At 71.2% G+C, this 18,916-nt stretch carries 17 protein-coding genes; 8 read left to right on the forward strand and 9 right to left on the reverse strand.

The window, feature by feature from the left end; genetic code table 11:
• The first annotated feature begins 411 nt into the window (after nucleotides 1-411).
• The 3 genes from HJG45_RS21000 to HJG45_RS21010 are packed head-to-tail and all read left to right on the forward strand — an operon-like array spanning nucleotide 412 to nucleotide 1,726.
• The gene (locus HJG45_RS21000) at nucleotides 412-828 is read left to right on the forward strand and encodes an EVE domain-containing protein (protein ID WP_171614743.1); all 417 of its coding nucleotides are present in this window, start codon (nucleotides 412-414) and stop codon (nucleotides 826-828) included.
• 14 nt (nucleotides 829-842) lie between these two features.
• Entirely contained in the window at nucleotides 843-1,337 is a 495-nt protein-coding gene (locus HJG45_RS21005; RefSeq protein ID WP_171614744.1) for a GFA family protein, read from the forward strand.
• Between the two features lie 14 nt (nucleotides 1,338-1,351).
• Complete coding sequence (locus tag HJG45_RS21010) at nucleotides 1,352-1,726, forward strand: Rieske (2Fe-2S) protein (RefSeq protein ID WP_171614745.1); 375 nt, start codon at nucleotides 1,352-1,354, stop codon at nucleotides 1,724-1,726.
• A 208-nt stretch (nucleotides 1,727-1,934) separates the two neighbouring features.
• Here the strand turns inward: HJG45_RS21010 and HJG45_RS21015 are convergent, their stop codons facing one another.
• Nucleotides 1,935-2,816 carry an LGFP repeat-containing protein gene (locus tag HJG45_RS21015; RefSeq protein WP_217362996.1) on the reverse strand — a complete coding sequence of 294 codons (882 nt, stop codon included), beginning with the start codon at nucleotides 2,814-2,816 and terminating at the stop codon, nucleotides 1,935-1,937.
• A gap of 670 nt (nucleotides 2,817-3,486) precedes the next feature.
• On the opposite strand from HJG45_RS21015, the gene acs reads away from it, so the two are divergent.
• Nucleotides 3,487-5,418 (forward strand): acetate--CoA ligase, encoded by a 1,932-nt coding sequence (gene acs / locus HJG45_RS21020; RefSeq protein ID WP_171614746.1) that lies wholly within the window; start codon nucleotides 3,487-3,489, stop codon nucleotides 5,416-5,418.
• Nucleotides 5,419-5,619: 201 nt separating this feature from the next.
• On the opposite strand, the gene HJG45_RS21025 is transcribed toward acs, so the two are convergent.
• The 4 genes from HJG45_RS21025 to HJG45_RS21040 are packed head-to-tail and all read right to left on the reverse strand — an operon-like array spanning nucleotide 5,620 to nucleotide 10,111.
• On the reverse strand, nucleotides 5,620-7,074 hold the full coding sequence (locus HJG45_RS21025) for a class I adenylate-forming enzyme family protein (protein ID WP_171614747.1): 1,455 nt from the start codon (nucleotides 7,072-7,074) through the stop codon (nucleotides 5,620-5,622).
• A 9-nt stretch (nucleotides 7,075-7,083) separates the two neighbouring features.
• Nucleotides 7,084-8,346, reverse strand: coding sequence for an acyl-CoA dehydrogenase family protein (locus tag HJG45_RS21030; protein ID WP_171614749.1), 1,263 nt, complete (start codon nucleotides 8,344-8,346; stop codon nucleotides 7,084-7,086).
• Nucleotides 8,343-9,077, reverse strand: coding sequence for an alpha/beta fold hydrolase (locus tag HJG45_RS21035; protein ID WP_171614751.1), 735 nt, complete (start codon nucleotides 9,075-9,077; stop codon nucleotides 8,343-8,345). Before HJG45_RS21035 ends, HJG45_RS21030 begins: the two co-directional genes overlap by 4 nt.
• The gene (locus HJG45_RS21040) at nucleotides 9,074-10,111 is read right to left on the reverse strand and encodes a peptidase M29 (protein WP_171614753.1); all 1,038 of its coding nucleotides are present in this window, start codon (nucleotides 10,109-10,111) and stop codon (nucleotides 9,074-9,076) included. The genes HJG45_RS21035 and HJG45_RS21040 overlap by 4 nt, the downstream gene beginning before the upstream one ends.
• A gap of 24 nt (nucleotides 10,112-10,135) precedes the next feature.
• Here HJG45_RS21040 and HJG45_RS21045 point away from each other — a divergent pair, with 24 nt between their 5' ends.
• Nucleotides 10,136-10,723 carry a MarR family winged helix-turn-helix transcriptional regulator gene (locus tag HJG45_RS21045; protein ID WP_171614755.1) on the forward strand — a complete coding sequence of 196 codons (588 nt, stop codon included), beginning with the start codon at nucleotides 10,136-10,138 and terminating at the stop codon, nucleotides 10,721-10,723.
• Nucleotides 10,724-10,991: 268 nt separating this feature from the next.
• On the forward strand, nucleotides 10,992-11,792 hold the full coding sequence (locus HJG45_RS21050) for a SapC family protein (protein ID WP_171614756.1): 801 nt from the start codon (nucleotides 10,992-10,994) through the stop codon (nucleotides 11,790-11,792).
• Between the two features lie 31 nt (nucleotides 11,793-11,823).
• On the opposite strand, the gene HJG45_RS21055 is transcribed toward HJG45_RS21050, so the two are convergent.
• Both HJG45_RS21055 and HJG45_RS21060 read right to left on the reverse strand, forming a co-directional pair.
• Entirely contained in the window at nucleotides 11,824-12,729 is a 906-nt protein-coding gene (locus HJG45_RS21055) for a hypothetical protein (protein ID WP_171614758.1), read from the reverse strand.
• A gap of 241 nt (nucleotides 12,730-12,970) precedes the next feature.
• Nucleotides 12,971-14,329, reverse strand: a complete 1,359-nt coding sequence (locus tag HJG45_RS21060; RefSeq protein WP_217362997.1) for an LLM class flavin-dependent oxidoreductase — start codon at nucleotides 14,327-14,329, stop codon at nucleotides 12,971-12,973.
• A 174-nt stretch (nucleotides 14,330-14,503) separates the two neighbouring features.
• Here HJG45_RS21060 and HJG45_RS21065 point away from each other — a divergent pair, with 174 nt between their 5' ends.
• A complete protein-coding gene (locus HJG45_RS21065; protein ID WP_171614760.1) occupies nucleotides 14,504-15,493 on the forward strand; it encodes a tripartite tricarboxylate transporter substrate binding protein in 990 nt (329 codons plus the stop codon).
• A 3-nt stretch (nucleotides 15,494-15,496) separates the two neighbouring features.
• Nucleotides 15,497-16,702, forward strand: a complete 1,206-nt coding sequence (locus tag HJG45_RS21070) for an MFS transporter (protein WP_171614762.1) — start codon at nucleotides 15,497-15,499, stop codon at nucleotides 16,700-16,702.
• 22 nt (nucleotides 16,703-16,724) lie between these two features.
• Here HJG45_RS21070 and HJG45_RS21075 read toward each other — a convergent pair whose 3' ends face one another.
• Nucleotides 16,725-17,039 (reverse strand): ankyrin repeat domain-containing protein, encoded by a 315-nt coding sequence (locus tag HJG45_RS21075; RefSeq protein ID WP_171614764.1) that lies wholly within the window; start codon nucleotides 17,037-17,039, stop codon nucleotides 16,725-16,727.
• A 226-nt stretch (nucleotides 17,040-17,265) separates the two neighbouring features.
• Entirely contained in the window at nucleotides 17,266-18,900 is a 1,635-nt protein-coding gene (locus HJG45_RS21080; RefSeq protein WP_171614766.1) for a GMC family oxidoreductase, read from the reverse strand.
• Nucleotides 18,901-18,916 lie beyond the last annotated feature (16 nt).

Consider the following 18,916-nt stretch of genomic DNA (forward strand, 5'->3'; position numbering starts at 1 on the left):
CCAGGGCAGCCCAACCGCCAGCACCAGCAGCGCCGCCCCCGTCAGCCAGGGCTGCAACCGCCCCGCCAGCCGCAGGAACCGGCCAGGATTGGCAAAGCGGTGCAGGCCACGCCCAGCAGGGAGAACAGCGGCCCCGGCTCGCCCCAGGGATTGTGTGTCGGCGGTTTCCACGACCCTACCCTAGAGCGCGATCGCCTGAGGTGGCATCACCGAAGGCGTATGGCACGCGATCAAACAACGACCTGGACCATGGTCCGCGACGCCGGGTGAGCGGATCATGATCCCCTCCTGCACCGGGCAGAGCCCGGGCCGGCGCCCGTGCGAACCGGCGATGCTCTAGCGCCGGACGGGCGCGGTTTGAAGCGTCCGACACGATGGTTACCCTATGTCATCATTCGTGCGGGGGATCCGATGGCGCATTGGCTGGTGAAGAGCGAACCGGACGCCTTTTCCTGGGACCAGCAGGTGCAGAACGGCACCGAGCCCTGGACCGGCGTGCGCAACGCGCTGGCCGCCAACAACCTGAAGGCGATGCGGCGGGGCGACCGCTGCTTCTTCTACCATTCCAACATCGGCAAGGAGATCGTCGGCATCGTCGAGGTGGCGCGCGAGGCCTATCCCGACCCGACGGACGAGAGCGGGCGCTGGGTCTGCGTCGACATGCGGGCGGTCGGGCCGCTGCCGCAGCCGGTGACGCTGGCCGCCATCAAGGCGGACCCGGATTTCGCCGAGCTCGCCTTGGTCCGGCAATCGCGCCTCTCCGTGATGCCGGTGAGCGATGCGCATTGGGCCAGGCTGTGCAAGCTGGGCGGCTGGACGCGCAAATAGAGGGAGACGCCGCGATGCAACTCGAAGGGTCTTGCCAGTGCGGCACGGTGCGGTTCCGGGTGGAGAGCCCGCACCCCTATCCCTATCAGCGCTGCTACTGCTCGGTCTGCCGCAAGACCCAGGGCGGGGGCGGCTATGCCATCAATCTCGGCGCGGACCATGCCAGCCTGCGCGTGACCGGCAAGCAGCACATCACGATCTACCACGCGCGGCTGAAGGACCCCGAGGACGCGCGGGCGCATCGCAGTGCGGCGGAACGGCACTTCTGCGCCCGCTGCGGCAGCGCGCTCTGGCTCTACGACGCGCGCTGGCCGGAACTCGTGCATCCCTTCGCCTCGGCCATCGACACGCCGCTGCCGGAGCCGCCGGACTCGACGCATATCATGCTGGCGTTCAAGGCACCCTGGGTGGCGGTGGAGGCCGGGCCGAAGGACCGCCGGCACGACCGCTACCCGGAGGAGAGCATCGCCGAATGGCATGCCCGGCACGGGCTCGGCGAGGAGGCATGAGGACGCAGGACGATATGCCGGCCGAGCCCCCGGCCGACCTCCCGGTCGATCCTGGGGCCGAGCGCATCCTCTGCCGGGTCGAGGACATCCCCGAGGGCGGCGCCAAGGGCTTCCCGGCGCCGCCGGGCGGCTTCATCGGCCTCTTCGCCCTGCGCCGGGACGGGCGGGTGCGCGTCTACGTCAATTCCTGCCCGCATGCCGGCCTGCCGCTCGAGCCGCTGCCCGACCGCTTCCTCGACCCGCGGCGGCAGGTGATCCTCTGCGCCGTGCACGGGGCGCGCTTCCGGATCGAGGACGGGATGTGCCTCTCCGGCCCCTGCATCGGCGAGGCGCTGGAGGCGGTGCCGGTGCGGATCGTCGAGGGGCAGGTGGTGGTGCCGACGGTGTAGCCGGGCCCCGGGGGCGGTGAGTGCCGCCCGGGGCGCTGACCTGCCGGGCGCGCGGCACGCAACCGGGTCGGAGCATTCCGCGGAAGACCGGGGGCATCCCACCGGAGGAGGGCCTCCCCCGGCAGGGTCCGCGCGATCCGGCCGCGCGTGCTGCCCTCCGCCAGCTTCGCTGCGCCATGCCGCAGCCTTGGCCGGCAAGGCGCCGCGGTCAGTACAGGGCGGGGATGGACGCGGTCACCGAACGGCCGCTGGCTTCATCGAGGGCCCGCAAATGTGCCGCTCCGCCTCGGGACCAGGTCCGGCCGTCCCAGACGACGTCGGTGAATGTTCCGTCCGCCTTTGCGATGGTGAAGACCCCGGTCGATTTCGGGCCTGCCATCCCGTCGAGGTTCTCGACGGAGAACCTCACCGTACCGCCGGGCGTGAAGCCGGTGCCGCCGATGTGCAGCCAGGCGCCGAGCTGGTGACGCTCCACCCGAACGGAGATCGAGAGATCGATATAGGCGCCGGTCCCCGGCTTCCAGTTGATCGACCCGCCCTCGAAATTGCTGTACCTGACCTCGACGCCGGCAACCTGGGTCGTGAGCTCGTCCGTCATGGGGTATTTCAGGTAGGACTTCTCGGCGCCCAGGCTGAAGTATTTCGCTCGTATATCGCCATGGACCTCATGCGCGCCGAGGCTGGGTGTCCAGTATATGGAACCCTGCTGGAAATGCTGGAAATAGCCTTCGGCATCGCCCTGGAGATCCGTCGTCGGTGCGCCGAACCATGCGAAGGCGGCGAGCTTGGCGTTGATGTCTTTTTGGGCTGTCGCTCTTTCCTTGAGGTACTTCACTATGGCCGGCGTGTCGTTCAGGTCGAACCGGTCGCCAAGATGCTGGAAGGGCTTCAGATCCATGGTCTGTAGTCCGGCCTCATCGAGGCTGATCTCGTTCCTGTTGGCGGCCGACTGGATCGCGTCTTTGACCCTGGCTGCAAAGGTTCCAGACATTGGTTTCTCCCCATCGACATAAAATGCAGTGTCGTTCCATCGATTGACGATTGCGCCCTTTCCGATGGTGGAATGGGCCGGCGCAGGATCGACCTGCAAGCTTCTACTTGACGACGGAAATCGATTCTGTGGGGTTGGTCACTCCGCGCCGGACCGGCGCGGCTCGCGCCGAGGTCCGGGGGGCTTCATTGCCGCCGCCGGTTCGCCTTTCCTGCCCCGGACTCGCCACCGTCCTCCCGCCATGGCCCTGAGACGGCCCGGGGGCTGGGCAAGGGCCGGGGCCAACCTTCCTCCTGCATTCGGGCACGATGCCGCGCTGGGCGCGCCCGCAAGGAGGCAAACATGCAGCACTCCGCCCGCATTCGCCGCAGCCTGCTCGCCGTCGGTTTGATCGTCCTGGCCGGCCCGGCCCTCGCCTAGAGCGTGACCGCTTGAGGTGGACTCACCGGAAGGCGTGCATCACGCGATCAAACAACGGCCTGGACCATGATCCGCGACCCTGTGTGAGCGGATCGTGGTCCAGGGCGGCGGCCAACTCGCCACGCCGGCGCCCATGGCCCAGACCCCGGTTCCGGCCCCGGGCCTGCCGCAGTCGCCCGTGCCGCAAGCCGCCGCAAAGCCGGCCCTGGCGGCCCGGCCGCCGCCGGGGCTGCTTCGGAGGCCGGATTACCTTAGATTGACCAACCCCTCTTGGTCGGATTGACGCAGCGCAAGGCGCGAGGCCCTATCTCCCGTCAGTCGAGACGTCGACATCAAGGGGAGGCTACGCATGCCTGACGATCTGATCCCCGTGAAACCGGAGATCGCCGCCAAGGCGCTCGTCAACAAGGACCGCTACCGCGCCATGACGGAGGCGGCAGCGAAGGATCCGGAGGGCTTCTGGCGGAAGGAGGCGGAGCGCGTCGCCTGGATCAAGCCGCCCAGCCGGATCAAGAATGTCGATTTCACCGGCGACGTCACCATCCGCTGGTTCGAGGACGGCGTGCTGAACGCCTCGGTCTCCTGCCTCGACCGGCACCTGGCGAGCCGGGGCGACCAGGTGGCGATCCTCTGGGAGGGCGACGACCCGAAGAGCGACGCCAAGGTCACCTACCGCGACCTCCATGCCCGGGTCTGCCGCCTGGCCAACGCCATGCGCAAGCTCGGCGTGACCAAGGGCGACCGCGTCTGCATCTACCTGCCGATGATCGTCGAGGCGGCGGTGGCGATGCTCGCCTGCGCCCGCATCGGCGCGATCCATTCCATCGTCTTCGGCGGCTTCTCCCCCGACAGCCTGGCGAGCCGCATCCAGGACAGCGAATGCGCGCTGCTGATCACCGCCGATGAGGGCCGCCGCGGCGGCCGCAGCGTGCCGCTCAAGACCAATGCCGACGAGGCGCTGCGGAGCTGCCCCTCCATCCGCAACGTCATCGTGGTGCGGAACACCGGCGGCGCGGTGCCGATGCAGGAGGGCCGCGACCATTGGTACGAGGCGATCACGGCGCAGGAGCCGGCCGAATGCGAGCCGGAGCCGATGGGCGCCGAGGACCCGCTCTTCATCCTCTACACCTCGGGCTCGACCGGGAAGCCCAAAGGCGTGCTGCATACCACGGGCGGCTACCTGGTCTGGGCCAGCTACACGCATGAGCTGGTCTTCGACTACCGCCCGGGCGAGATCTACTGGTGCACCGCCGATGTCGGCTGGGTGACCGGCCACACCTACATCGTCTACGGCCCGCTGGCGAACGGCGCGACCACGCTGATGTTCGAGGGCGTGCCGAACTACCCCTCCGTCTCCCGCTTCTGGGAGGTGGTGGACAAGCACCAGGTGAACATCTTCTACACCGCGCCGACCGCCATCCGCGCCCTGATGCGCGACGGCGAGGCGCCGGTGAAGAAGGCCAGCCGCCGGAGCCTGCGCATCCTGGGCTCCGTCGGCGAGCCGATCAATCCCGAGGCCTGGCTCTGGTACTACCGCGTGGTCGGCGAGGAGCGCTGCCCGATCGTCGATACCTGGTGGCAGACCGAGACCGGCGGCATCCTGATCTCGCCGCTGCCGGGCGCGGTGGATCAGAAGCCGGGCTCGGCGACGCTGCCGCTGCCGGGCGTCTTCCCGGCGCTGGTCGATGGCGAGGGCAAACTCATCGAGGGCGCGGCCGAGGGCAACCTGGTGCTGCTCGATAGCTGGCCGGGCCAGATGCGCACCATCTTCGGCGACCATGCGCGCTTCGGGCAGACCTACTTCTCGACCTTCAAGGGCATGTACTTCACCGGTGACGGCGCCCGCAGGGACAAGGACGGCTATTACTGGATCACCGGCCGGGTGGATGACGTCATCAACGTCTCCGGCCACCGCATGGGCACGGCCGAGATCGAAAGCGCGCTGGTCGCGCACCCCAAGGTCGCCGAGGCCGCCGTGGTCGGCATGCCGCACGAGCTGAAGGGCCAAGGCATCTACTGCTACGTGACGCTGACCAGCGGCGAGGAGCCGACCGAGGCGCTGCGCAAGGAGCTGGTCGCCTGGGTGCGCAAGGAGATCGGCCCGATCGCCGCGCCCGACGCCATCCAATGGGCACCGGGCCTGCCCAAGACTCGCTCGGGCAAGATCATGCGCCGCATCCTGCGCAAGATCGCGGCGAACGAGACGGAGAGCCTGGGCGACACCTCGACCCTCGCCGATCCCTCGGTGGTGGAGGAGCTGGTGCAGAACCGGGTCGGCTGATTCCCGGCATGCGACGTTCCGACCTGCGGCCCGCGGGGCCGAGCGCCCGAACGGGCGCCGCCACCGGTGTGGCGGAGCCAAGGGTTGCGGCGCAAACCGCCCGGCGTTTGAGGGGCAGGAAGGTGCAACCTTCCTGCGCTCGGCATGAGGCCGGCGCGCCGTCGCCCATGGGTATTCCCCATGGGCGACCGGTCCGTCCCGCTACCCCTCCCGCGCCAGCACCCGCAGCGCCTCGAGCTGCACCTTGCCGAGCGCCGTCCGCGGCAGCGCCCCGACCGTCACCACCGCCCGTGGATGCTTGAAGCGGGCGAGCTGCCCCTCGAAATGCCGCAGCACCGCGCCGGCCTCGAAGCCCGGGCCGGGCACCACGACCGCGACCGGCACCTCGCCCCAACGTGGGTCCGGCCGGCCGCAGATCGCGCCTTCCCGCACCCCGGGCGCCGTGCGCAGCACCCGCTCCAGCTCGGCCGGGTAGATGTTCTCGCCGCCCGAGATGATGACGTGCTTCAGCCGGTCGGTGAACCAGTAGCGCCCCTCGGCATCCCGGAGGCCGACATCACCCGACGCGAACCAGCCCTCGCGGAACGCCTCCCGCGTCGCCTCCGGCGCGCCCCAGTAGCCGCGCGCGAGATGCGGGCCGCGCAGCTGGATCTCGCCCGGCATGCCGGGCGGCGCCTCCCGGCCCGAAGCATCCACCACCCGTGCCTCCCCGTGCAGCGCCGGCAGGCCGATGCTGCCCGGCGCGGCGAGGGCGGCGGCGCGGCTCTGGCAAATGGCGATGGGGCAGGTCTCGGTCGCGCCATAGACCTGCTGCACCGGGATGCCGCGGGCATGGAAGGCCTCGATCAGCGGCAGCGGCACGTCCGAGGAGCCGGCGCCGACGGCGCGCAGCGAGGCGAGGTCGGCCGCGGCCCAGCCGGGATGCGCGATCAGCGCCTGCATCACCGCCGGCACCAGCAGCGTCAGGCTCGGCCGCTCCGCCGCGACGGCGCCGAAGAAGGCCTCCGGCTCGAAGCGCGGCAGCAGCACCACCTCGGCGCCCGCGAGCAGCGCCGGCGTGGTCTGGATGTTGAGCCCGCCGACATGGAACATCGGCAGCACCGTCAGCACCCGGTCGGCGGCGGTGAGGCCGAAGCAGTGCTGCGCGTTCAGCGCGTTGAAGAGCAGGGCGCGCTGGTCGAGGATCGCGCCCTTCGGCCGGCCGGTGGTGCCGGAGGTATAGACCAGCAGCACCGGGTACTCGGCGCCGCCCAGGGCCGGCGGCGCCGCGGCGGCGGGCGCCGCCTCGGCCTCCAGCAGCCGGCAGCCCGGCGGCAGGGCGGCGGTGGCCGCTGCCGCCATCGCCTGCGTCGCCAGCAGCAGCCGGGCGCCGCTGTCCTCGAGGATGAAGCGCAGCTCCGGCGCCGCCAGGCGCCAGTTCAGCGGCACCTGCAGGGCGCCGAGCCGGGCGCAGGCGAAGAGCAGCACGAGCTGCGCCGGATGGTTCTCGCCGAGGAAGGCGACGCGCTCGCCGGGGCCGATGCCCTCGGCGGCCAGCAGCGCCGCCATGGCCGCGATCCGCGCCTGCAGCGCCGCATAGGTGATGCGCTCGTCCAGGCTGCGCAGCGCGACGGCATCTGGCGCATGTGCGGCATGGCCCTCGATCCAGAGGCGCATCAGGCAGCCTTAATCATCCGTCTCGCCCTTCTCGTAGAGCGCCTCGCGGCCGATGCGGTCGATGCAGAGCTCGGCGGTCCAGGGCAGCATGAGGGAGCCGCAGCGGGCATCGCGGTAGATCCGTTCCAGCGGCAGCGATTTCAGCATCGCCTGGCCGCCGCAGGTGCGCACCGCCTTGGCCGCCAGCGCCGCGGCATTCTCCATCACCGCATGTTGCGCCGCCCAGGCGCGCAGCACGCTTTCCTTGCCCGGATCGGCCCGCGCCTCGCTCACCGCCTGGAACCAGAGCGCCTTGGTCTGCTCCAGCATCACCCGCATCTCGGCGACGGCGACCTGCTTCGTCGGGTACATGCGCCGCTTCACCGGCGGCATGCCCCCTCCTCCCATATTGGGCCATTCGCCGCGCAGGTATTTGACGGTGAAGTCGTAGGCCGCCTGGGCGAGGCCCATATAAGTGGGCGAGAGGGTCATGAACATGTGCGGCCAGCGGCTCGCCGCCTGGAAGTAGAGGCCCGGCGGCATCAGCGCCGCATCCTCCTCGACGAAGACATCCTGGAACAGCAGGTTGCGCGAGACGGTGCCGCGCATCCCGAGCGGATCCCAGTCGCCCTCCACGGTGACGCCCGGCGCATCCCTCGGGATGGCGAGGTAGAGCGTGTCGCGGCGCGACAGCCTGTCCTCGCCCTCCCTCACCTCGGTGCAGAGGATGCCGTAATAGTCGGCATGGCCGGCGAGACTGGCGAAAATCTTCCGGCCGCTGACCAGGAAGCCGCCCGGCACGCGCCGCGCCGTGGTGCCGAAGGCGGTGCCGCCGGCCGCCGCCGCGCCGCCCTCGGAGAAGGGCTGCGCATAGACCGCGCCGTCGCGCAGAATGCGCGCGTAATGGGCGGCGCGGCGGCGGCGATGCTCCGCCCGCACCTCCGGCGCCATCTCCAGATCCTCGGTCAGCGCGCCGGTCCAGAGCGTGCTGCAGACATGCATGTTCCAGGTGAGCGCCGTGGCGCCGCAATAACGGCCCATCTCGGCCGCGGCGAGGCAATAGGCGCGGAAGCCGGCGCCGAGCCCGCCTTCGGCCTCCGGGATGCAGATGCCGAGCAGCCCGTTGGCGTGCATGTCGCGGTAATTCTCGGTCGGGAAGCTCGCCTCCCGGTCCCAGCGCGCCGCGCGCGGCGCCAGCACCGCCTGGCCGAATTCCCGCGCCCGCGCCGCCAGCGCCGCCTCCGCCGGGCTCAGGCGGAAGGCGGCGGGGTCGAAGATCGGCGCGTCGCTCATGCCGGCGGCAGGTCGCGGAGGAAGCCGCGCACCGCCGCGGCGAACCCCTCCGGATCCTCGAGATGGCCGAGATGGCCGCAGCCGGGCAGCACCGCCAGCCGCGCATCGGGGATCGCGGCCTGCATCCGCGCCATGGTCTTCGGCGGCGCCAGCGGGTCGGCCTCGCCGGCGATCAGCAGCACCGGCATGGCGAGCTGCGGCAGATCGTCGCGCCGGTTGAAGGTGGTGAGGCAGCGGACCGTCGCGCGATAGGCCGCCTCCGGCACCGCCGCCATGGCGGCCACCGCCTCCCGCACCCGCGCCGCCGGGGTGCCGGGGCGGAACATGGGCAGGATGCTCTCCGCGGCGAGCCGCGCCATGTCCTGCCCGGCATCGAGTGGCGCCAGGCGCTCGGCGAGGAAGGCCTCGGCGAAGGTCGGGTCCTTGCCGCCGAAGGCCGGGGTGGTGGCGTAGAGCACGAGGCCGCGGATGCGCTCCGGAAAGCGGAGCGCGAAATCGAGCGCCAGCATGCCGCCGATGGAATGGCCGAGCAGGTCGGTGCGGGCGATGCCCTCGCGGTCCAGCCGGGCGGCCAGCGCCGCCGAGAGGCTGGCGAAGCTGGTCTCGGGCAGGGGCTTGCTGCCGCCATAGCCGGGCAGCGGCCAGTCGAGGAGGCGGGCCTCGGGCTGGGCAAGGGCCAGTCCGCTCCAGCTCGCGCCGCCGATGCCGTGCAGCAGTGTCAGGGTGCTCATGCGACCAGCCTTCCCTCGATCACCACCGGCTCGCCATCGAGCGCGATGGTGCAGTTGCGCACCGGGATGTCGAAATGGCCCTCGGTGTAGCGCCCGGCGAATTCGTTGGCGCCGGTCGAGAACAGGAAATTGCCGGCGAAGGCCCGCATCTCCGTGCCATTGGTGTCGCGGCGGTCATACATGGCCAGCGCCTCGTAGCGCGCGCGAGGGTTGAGGCCCCAGCCGACATGCGAGACGGCATAGGCGGCGTGGTCGTCCCATGCGGCGAGATAGCGGCGCATCAGCTCGGCATCCGTTCCCTCGCCCTCGATCGCAACGATGTGGTCGTCCCGCAGCGTCAGCCGTACCGGCCGTTCCAGGTAGCGCTTGAAGGTGAGGTTGGCATCGCCGGCATCGAGGACGAGCACGCCCTCGACGCTGCCGGCCCGCGGGAAGGACACGACCACGCCGCCCGGCCAGTGGGCGACCGTGCCGGGGCGGTCGGTCCAGCCCCAGACGCCGGCCGTCATTGCGCCCTCCATCGAAATCGTGAGATCGGTACCCGCTGCCGAGACGACTGTCATGCGTTTCGATCTGCGGGCGTGCTTCACGGCGGCCTTCACCGGCGCCTCGTCCTCCGGGCGCGGCACCAGCCGGGCGAGGGCCTCGGGATGCTCGTTCGAGACCATGAGGACCCGGCTGCCGGCGCGGAGGATCTCCCCGAGCTCGGGCGCATGCAGCAGGCCCTCAAGCGTGAGGTCGAGGATGAGAGGCGAGGATTTCAGCGCCGCGAGCGCCGCCGAATGGCCCTGCAACGCCCTTGAGGCGCCAGTCGAGCGCACCGGCACGGGGGCCGTCTGGGGCGGGCTCGGCATCACGACCTGGAAGGGCCGGCAGCCGAGTCGCTGCGCCGCCAGATCCGCCAGGGCGATGTTCAAGGAACGCGACTGGCTCTCGGAAAGGAGACAGACCGGCAGCCCCGGCTCGGCGCGGCAGAGCCGCAGCACGGTCTCGAAGGCCTCGATCCAGGAGGCCTCCAACTGGTCGCTCGGCATCGATGCTTCCCTGTTTACCATAATATGCGTGAATCGGAGTACCATGAAAATGCATTCATCGCCTGCACGTATTATTTTGCAGGCATCTATGGTTGGCATAGCGTATCATATCGGCAATGGCTCTTTTTTTGGACCGTGATCGATATGTCGCAATCGCTCGCCAACCCACCGCACGGACGCTTCATTGACGACTATCTTCTCTATCTTTTGGCACGAACCTCGCACCTGATCTCTGCGGAATTCCATGAATTGCTGCGGCGGAAGGGGATCAGCGTGCCGGTATGGCGGGTGCTCGCCAGCCTCGTCGGCAGCCCTGGCGAGACGGTCACCGGCCTCGCTGAGACCTGCCTGCTGCAGCAGCCGACCATGACCAAGCTGCTCGACCGCATGGTACGCGACGGGCTGGTGAAGCGGGCCCAGGATACCCGCGACCGGCGCGTGGTGCGGGTGGCCCTGACCGCGCGCGGAGAAATGATGGCCGCCGACCTGGTCCAGGCGGCGAAACTGCACGAAGCCGAGGTTCTCGCCCGCCATCCGGAGACCGAGGCGGTCGCGATCAAGGACCTGCTGCGGGCGATCGTGAACCGCCAGGCCCGGCCACGGCGAGGCTAGGCGCCCGCCGGGGGCCGGACGAGGCACAGGTTTGGCAGGATCGCCCCGCGGGGGCGGGTCCAGGGGAGAGCGATTCGAAGGATGCCCTCACCAGGAACCCTGCAGCGCATCATCCTCGTGCTGCTCGCCGTCGTCCTGGTGGTGCAGGTGCTGCGTCTCCTGGTCGGCTGAGCGGTTGCCGGCCCGGAGAGGATCGTCGTCGGGGCACACTGCTTGCCGAAGGGGGGAAGGGGGCCGTAAGGCCGGGATGGCGCGAAGGAGCCCGCCCATGCCCGAGTCACGGCCGCATCTGAATGGCGCCAGGAACGGCGCCGGCCCGGCCGCGCCGACACCCACGCCCGCCACGCCCGCGCCCACCCTGCCGGTGCTCTACCATGCGCTCGAGCCGCTGGCGCCGGAGCGCCACGGCAAGCTGCGTGTGCGGGATGCCGGCTATGCCTTCGCCGCCGCCGCCCATGCGATCCCCCTCATGGCCGAGGAATTCCCGGCTGCCGCCCGAAGCCTGCCGATCGTCTTCGCCGCCCAGCCGCCGCACCTGCCCGTGGCGCTGACCGGCCTCGCCCCTGGCCGCAACGGCTTCGTGACCCCGACCGGCGGTTGGCGGCCCGGCGCCTATGTGCCGGCCTATCTGCGCCGCTACCCTTTCCTCCTGGTCCGCGCCCGGCCCGAGGCGGAGCAGCTGGTGCTCTGCCTCGATCCGCAGGCGCCGCAGGTGAGCGAGGAGTCCGGCGCGCCGCTCTTCGATGCCGCCGGCCAGCCGACGGCGCAGTTGCAGCACGTGCTGGGCTTCGCCCGGGCCATCGAGGAGGGGTCGCTGCGCACCCGCGCCATGACCGAGCGGCTGCACCGGCTCGGCCTGCTCAAGCCCATGGTGCTACAGGTGCCGCGGCCGGGCGGGCCGCTGCGTGTCGATGGCTTCTTCGCCGTCGACCGGGCCGGCCTCACCGCCCTGCCGGGCGATCAGTTCCTCGAATTCCGCGCCAATGGCTGGCTCGACGCGATCTACGCGCATCTGCTGTCGCTGGCGGGCCTGGTGGATCTGGCGCGCGCGCGCGCCCCGCGAAGATGACGCCGGGGGCGCCGAACCCCAGAACCAGACCTCAGAAGCGGAAGCCGAAATTCGCCCGCACGCCGGAGAAATTGGCGCCGGTGATGTAGCTCACCCCGAGATAGAGGGCGCCGGGATCGAAGCCGACCAGCCGGCGGCCCACCGCGCCGAGCTCCACCCCGGCCGCCACGCCCAGCTCGATCGACCACGGAAAGAGGCCGATCGCCGAGGTGCTGTAATTGCCGACGACGAAGCTCTGCCAGCGCAGCTCCGCCTCGCCGAGCCGGTAGCCGAGCGGCCCGTCCGCCCGCAGCGCCGCGCGCAGGATGGTGCTGTCGGCATCGACCGTCGCCTTGCCGCGGGCGGGCGGGTCGGGCGCCGTCGGCGTGATCGTGGCGCGGCCATCGAGGGTGGAGAGGTTGATGAAGCTCGCCGAGGCGCCCGGCCGGATGTTCACCGCGCCCCAGCGGTAGCGGTACTCGACGATCATGGCGAGTTCGGCGAGCAGCGCATCGGTCCAGAAGGTCGTCCGGTCCGCGGGCACGGCGCTGCCGCCGAGCGGGTTGCGGTCGAGCTTGCCCGACCAGTGCTGGGTGCCGAGGCCGACCATCGGCGTCGCCACCAGATCGGGCAGCAGGGTGATCGGCCGGCCGAGATCGAGGCGGAAATTCAGCAGCGAGACGTATTCCCGCTCCGTCACGCCCCCGAGGCCGGGCAGGACCTGCTGCGAGGTGGTCTTCGCCTCGCCATAGCCGGTGGTCAGGCGCAGCTCGATCGGGCCGAGCAGGCCGGTCTGCAAGGGCAGGCGCAGCGGCAGGGTGTAGACATTGATCTTCGCGGCGAGGGTGTCGTCCCGGTAGTCGATGGTGCCGGCGCTGGTGAAGCCGCCATTGGTGAGCAGGAACAGCGAATAGGCGACGTCCTCGTTCAACGTCCGCAGCCGGGTGTTGTCCGACACGCCGGAAACCTGCGCCGCCGCCGGGCTGGCCAGCCCGAGGCCGAGCAGGGCGGCCGCCGCCCATCGCCGGGCGGCAGGCCATGCCCTGGCCTTGGCCCTTGCCCTGGGGCCCGATCCGCCCGTGGCGCGGCCGGCCCGCCCCTGCCCGGGCGCCATGCCCCGACGCCCGATCTGACTCATCCTCGATCTGGTATCGAAGCCGGAGCGGTCGAGGCAAGAGGTTTCGGCGTCCGGCCGTGCCCTATTCGGCGGCGAGCCGCGACCGCCAGTCGCCGCGCTCCGCCCGCGCCAAGCCGAGATGGTCGCGCAGCGTCGGGCCGGCATAGTCCTTGCGGAACAGGCCGCGGCGCTGCAGCTCCGGCACCACGTGGCGGACGAAATCGGCGTAGCTGCCGGGCACCACACAGGCGCCGAGGACGAAGCCGTCGCAGGCGCGAGCGGTGAACCACTCCTCGAAGATGTCGGCGATCTCCTTCGGGCCGCCTACCATGTTCATCGGCGGCTTGCCGCGGCCGCTGCCCACGATGAAGTCCCGCACCGTCGGGTTCTTCTTGCCGGTCGCCTTCACCACGCGGTCGCGGATCGCCTGCAGCCCCTGGATGCCGGCCATCTCCGCATCGGTGAAGGGCTCGTCCATGCCCTTCGAGGCGAAGTCGAAATTCAGCGCCTCCGAGAGCAGCGAGAGCGCGTCGATCTCGAGCGGCAGCTTGGCGATCAGCGCCGCCTTGTCCTCTGCCTCGGCCTTGGTCGCGGCGCAGATCGGGTAGCAGAGCGTGGCGACCTTCACTGCATCCGGGTCGCGGCCCTCGGCGGCGACCATCGCCTTGAACTCGGCATAGTCCTCCCGGCCCGAGGCGACGTCGTGATAGGCGACGAAGACCAGCTCGGCCCAGCGGGCGGAGAAGCGCTTGCCGCGGCCGCTGCTGCCGGCCTGGATCAGCACCGGCCGGCCCTGCGGCGTGCGCGGCACGGTGAAGGGGCCGCGCGAGCGGAGGTATTTCCCGCGATAGTCCAGCCGGTGCACCTTGTGCCCGTCGCCGAAGCGGCCGGAGGCCTTGTCGAGGATGAGGGCGTCGTCCTCCCAGGAATCCCAGTGGCCGAGCACCACCTCGACGAACTCGTCGGCGCGGTCGTAGCGCAGGTCATGCGCCATCATCTCGTCATGGCCCATATTCGCCGCCTCGCCGTCGTTGAGCGAGGTGACGACGTTCCAGGCGGCGCGGCCGTTGCTCATCAGGTCCAGCGTCTGGAAGGCGCGGGCGACGTGGAAGGGCTCGTAATAGGTGGTCGAGGCGGTGGAGCCGAGGCCGAGCCGCGAGGTCACCGCGCCCATCATGGTCAGCGTCACCACCGGGTCGAGCTTCACGCAGCGGATGCCGTGCTCGATGGTGTGCACATGGTCCGAGCCGAAGCGGTCGGGCATCGAGAGCCGGTCGTCGAAGAAGCCGAGATCGAATTTGCCGGCCTCCAGGATGCGGGCGATCTCCTGGAAGTAGTCCGCGGTCAGGAAGTCGGTGCGACTGTCCGGGTGACGCCAGGAGCTGGCGAGGGTGGTGCAGTTCTGCGCCTGCAGGAAGCCGACGAGATGCATCTGGCGCATGGCCGTTTCCGTTCTCCGTTTGCCGCCAGCTTCCGTCCGCCCCTGAGCCGCGTCAACGCCGCGGCTCCCCGGCCCGGCGCGCCGCCCGGCCAGGCATCGAATTGAGGGCCAATTCGCGATACCATCGTCCCGGATCCGGCACGGGAGAGGCCGGCAGCCGGGGAAGGAGACGCCATGCCATTTCGGACCACCCGCCGGGCGATGCTCGCCGCCATGCTTCCGACGACGGCCGCCCTTGCCCAGGGCACGGACAAGGGCACGGAGAGTTGGCCGGAGCGGCCGATCCGCTTCGTGATCGGCGGCTCGGCCGGCGGCGTCTCCGACATCCTCGTCCGCATCCTGGAGAACCGCCTGCGGGAGAAGCTCGGCCAGCCCCTGGTGCTCGATCCGCGGCCGGGCGCGGGCGGCATGGTCGGGGCCGAGAATGTCGCCCGTTCGCCCGGGGACGGCTATAATTTCTACATCAACCACATCGCCTCGCACGGCATCGGGCCGAGCCTCTACCGGCGCCTCGCCTTCGATCCGCTGAAGGACCTGCCGGGCGTCGCCAAGCTCGCCGCCATGCCCAACGTGCTGATCGTCAAGGGCGACAGCCCAATCAAATCAGTTGCCGAATTCGTCGCCTTCATCCGCGCCAACCCGGCCAAGGCGACCTTCGCCTCCGCCGGCACCGGCACCTCCTCGCATCTCTCGGGCGTGCTGCTCGGCCTGCGCACCGGCGTCGAGGTGACGCATGTGCCCTATCGCGGCACCGCCCCCTCCATGGCCGCGGTGATGAATGGCGAGGTGCTGTTCGCCATCGACAACGCGCCGGCCAGCCGGCAGCAGGTCCTGGCCGGGATGCTGCGGGCGCTGGCGGTCAGCACGGCGGAGCGCGCGCCGACCATGCCGGAACTGCCCTCGCTGCAGGAATCCGGCATCGCGGAATTCGACGTCGCCTCCTGGTACGGCATCACCGCCCCGGCCGCGACGCCGCGGCCGATCATCGAGCGCCTCGGCGCCGAGCTGGTCGCGGCGTTGCAGGATCCGGGGCTGGCGCAGCGCTACCGCGAGTTCGGCGCCGAGCCGACGCCGCTCGGTCCCGCCGCCTACGATGCCTTCATACGGACCGAGGCGGCGAAATGGGCGCCGGTGGTGAAGGCCTCGGGCGCCTCGGTCGACTAGGATATGCCGGACGGCAAGCGGGCCAACCTCCTCCGCATCACCCTGGCGCAGGTGCTCGCCCTGGCGCTGTGGTTCTCCGGCACCGCCGCCGGGCCGGCCATGGCGCGGGAGGCGGCGCTGCCGCCCGGCTTCCTCGCCTGGCTGACCGGGGCGGTGCAGCTCGGCTTCGTCCTCGGCACGCTCGGCAGCGCCAGCCTCGCCCTGCCAGACCGGCTCGACCCGCGGCGGCTGATCGCCGGCGCGGCGCTGCTCGGCGCGGCGGCGAATGCGGCGATCCTGGCCCTGCCCATCGGCTCGCCCTGGGTGATCCTGGCGCGCGGCGTGACCGGCCTCGCGCTCGCCTGCATCTATCCGGTCGGCATGAAGCTGGCGACGGGCTGGGCGAGCCGCGCCGATGCCGGCTTCGTCGTCGGCCTGCTGGTCGGCGGCCTCACGCTTGGCTCCGGCTCGCCGCATCTGGTCAATGCCTTCGGCGGGCTCGACTGGCGGCTGACCGTCGGTGCCGCCTCGGCGGGGGCGCTGGCGGCGGCGGCGCTGATCCTGGCGACACGGCTCGGGCCTGGCCAGGCGCCGGCGCCGCCCTTTCGCCCCGGTCTCGCCCTGCTGCTGTTCCGCACCCGCGGCACGCGGCTCGCGACCCTCGGCTATCTCGGCCATATGTGGGAGCTCTACGCCATGTGGGCCTGGATCGGCGCCTATCTGGCGGCGAGCTTCGCCGCCTCCGGGCGCGGTGCCGGGCCGGGCGTCGCGGCGCTCGCCACCTTCGCCGTGATGGTCGCCGGCGCGCTCGGCTGCGTCCTCGGCGGGGTCATCGCCGACCGCATCGGCAAGGCGCGGCTGACGATCTGGGCGATGGCGGCGAGCGGCGCCTGCTGCCTGCTCGCCGGCCCGGCCTTCGGCCTGGCGCCGCCGCTGACGCTGGCGCTCTGCCTCGTCTGGGGGGCGGCGGTGGTCGCGGATTCGGCGCAGTTCTCGGCCAGCGTCGCGGAATACGCGCCGCCCGGCCTCGCTGGGACGATGCTCACGGTGCAGACCTGCCTCGGCTTCGCCCTGACCCTGCCGGCGATCCACCTGATGCCGCTGCTGGCGGCGCGCTTCGGCTGGGGCGGCGCCTTCGCCGCGCTGGCCATCGGCCCGGCGCTCGGCTGCCTCGCCATGGCGCGGCTGCTGCCCGGGGCCGTCGCCCGGTCGGACCCGGCGCGGAGCTGAGGCGACCGCGGGCGCGACGTCGCTACAGCCGCCGTTCCTGGTCGACCACCGTGTCCAACCGCGCCGCGAGATGCGGATGGCCGCCGCGCCGGGCATGCGCCGCGGCCGTGTGGCCCTCGGCATCCCGGCGCGCCGGATCGGCCCCGCCCTCCAGCAGCAGGTCGACCGCTGCCGCGTTGCCGCAGGCGGCGGCGGCCATCAGCAGCGTCATCCGGCCGGGCAGGTCGAGCCTCTCGACCATGGTCGGCCCGCCCGCCGCGTCCAGCAGCTGCCGCAGCCGGCCGGTCTCGCCGGCCAGCAGCGCCGCGAGCATCTCGCCCGCCTCGATGCCTGCCATCGCGCTTCTCCTCCTCGCATCGCACAAGCCGCGACGGCGCACGGCGTTCCCCGCGGCAAGGATGGCGGCCGGCGGGCGGCGCCGCTGGCACCTCAAAGTGCCTACCAAAACCGTCGCTTCCCGTTGCCTTGCTGCGGCTTTGCCACAGCAGGCTGCGACGGTTCCTGGGCAGGCTGGGGCTCCACGGGGCCCCCGCGGAGCCGCGCAGCGGTTTCGGGGGGAACCCTCAGGCCGCCGCGCGGGCGCCGCCGCGGGCCGCCGCCTGGATGATCTCCGCCCCCCGCTCCGCGGTCATCAGCACCGCCGGATGGATGTTCGAGGAGGGGACGAGCGGGAAGACCGAGGCGTCGCAGACCCGCAGACCCTCGACGCCGCGCACCCGGAGCTCCGGATCCACCACCGCGCGGTCGTCGGCGCCCATCCGGTTGGTGCCGCAGGGATGGTAGACGGTGGTGCCGGAGCTGCGGAGATAGGCGAGGAAATCCTCGTCGGTCTGGGTCTTCGGCCCGGGCGAGAGCTCCTCCTCCACCAGATCGGCGAAGGGCGCCGTCACCGCGATGCGTCGCGCCAGCTTCGCGGCCTCCAGCATCACCCGCACATCCGTGGGCGCGGTGAGGTAGTTGGCCAGGATGCGCGGCTTGTCCTCGACCCGGGGCGAGCGCAGCGTCAGCTCGCCGCGGCTGTCCGGGCGGCATTGGCAGAAGTTGAAGGTGAAGCCTGGATGCTTCGCCAGCTTGCTCGCCGAGAGCCCCTGATTGGTGGTGTCGAGGCTGAAATTGACGAACTGGAACTGCACCTCCGCCTCCTCCGAGCCGGGCAGGACGCGGGCGAAGAGGCTCGCCTCGGAGGCGCCGATGGTCATGTGGCCGCGATGCCGCAGCGCCCAGTCGAGGCCCATCCGCGCCGTCTTGATCGGGTTGGCGAGGGTCTCGTTCAGCGTGTCGGCGGGCTTGGTGCGGAAGGCGAAGCGGACCATGAAATGGTCCTGCAGGTTGCGGCCGACCTCCGGCGCATGCACCCGGGTCTCGATCCCGAGCCCCTGCAGCGCCGCGCCGTCGCCGATGCCGGAGAGCATCAGCAGCTTCGGGCTCTCGATCGCGCCGGCCGAGACAATCACCTCGCGCCGCGCCGTCCAGGCCTCCTCCCGCCCGTCGGCGGTGCGGACGACGACGCCGGTGCAGCGCTTGCCCTCGAAGGTGAGGCGGAGCCCGAGCCGCTCGGTCTCGACGCGCAGGTTCGGCCGGCCGAGCGCCGGGCGCAGATAGGCGACCGCCGGACTCCAGCGCCGGCCGTTATGGACATTGAGCTGGTTCGGCGCGACACCCTCGAACCACTCGCCGTTGTTGTCCGGGTTGCGCGGGAAGCCGAGCGTCTCGCAGGTCTCGACGAAGGCTTGGCAGCCGATGGTCGGGTGCGGCACCTCGGCGATCTGCATCGGCCCGCCGCGGCCGCGGTAGCGGCTCTCCGGCCCGCGGAAATTCTCCAGCTTGCGGAAGGCGGGCAGGCAATCCTCATAGGCCCAGCCGCGGGCGCCGAGCTGCGCCCAGCGGTCGTAGTCGCGCGGCGAGCCGCGCAGGAAGACGAGGCCGTTGACGCTGCCCGAGCCGCCGATGACCCGCCCGCGCGGCCAGTAGACGCTGCGGCCGTTCAGCTCCGGCTCGTCCTCGGTCTGGTAGTTCCAGTCGTATTTGCGGGTGACGTAGAGCCGGGCGAAGCCCATCGGGATGTGGATCCAGGGATTCTTGTCCCACGGCCCGGCCTCGAGCAGCGCCACCTTCGTGTCCGGGTCCTCCGACAGCCGCGAGGCCAGCACGCAGCCGGCCGAGCCGCCGCCGAGGATGACGTAATCCGCTTCCTGCATGCTTGCCTCCCCCGAT

This window comes from Roseicella sp. DB1501, assembly GCF_013112485.1.
Classification (GTDB): Bacteria; Pseudomonadota; Alphaproteobacteria; order Acetobacterales; family Acetobacteraceae; genus Paracraurococcus.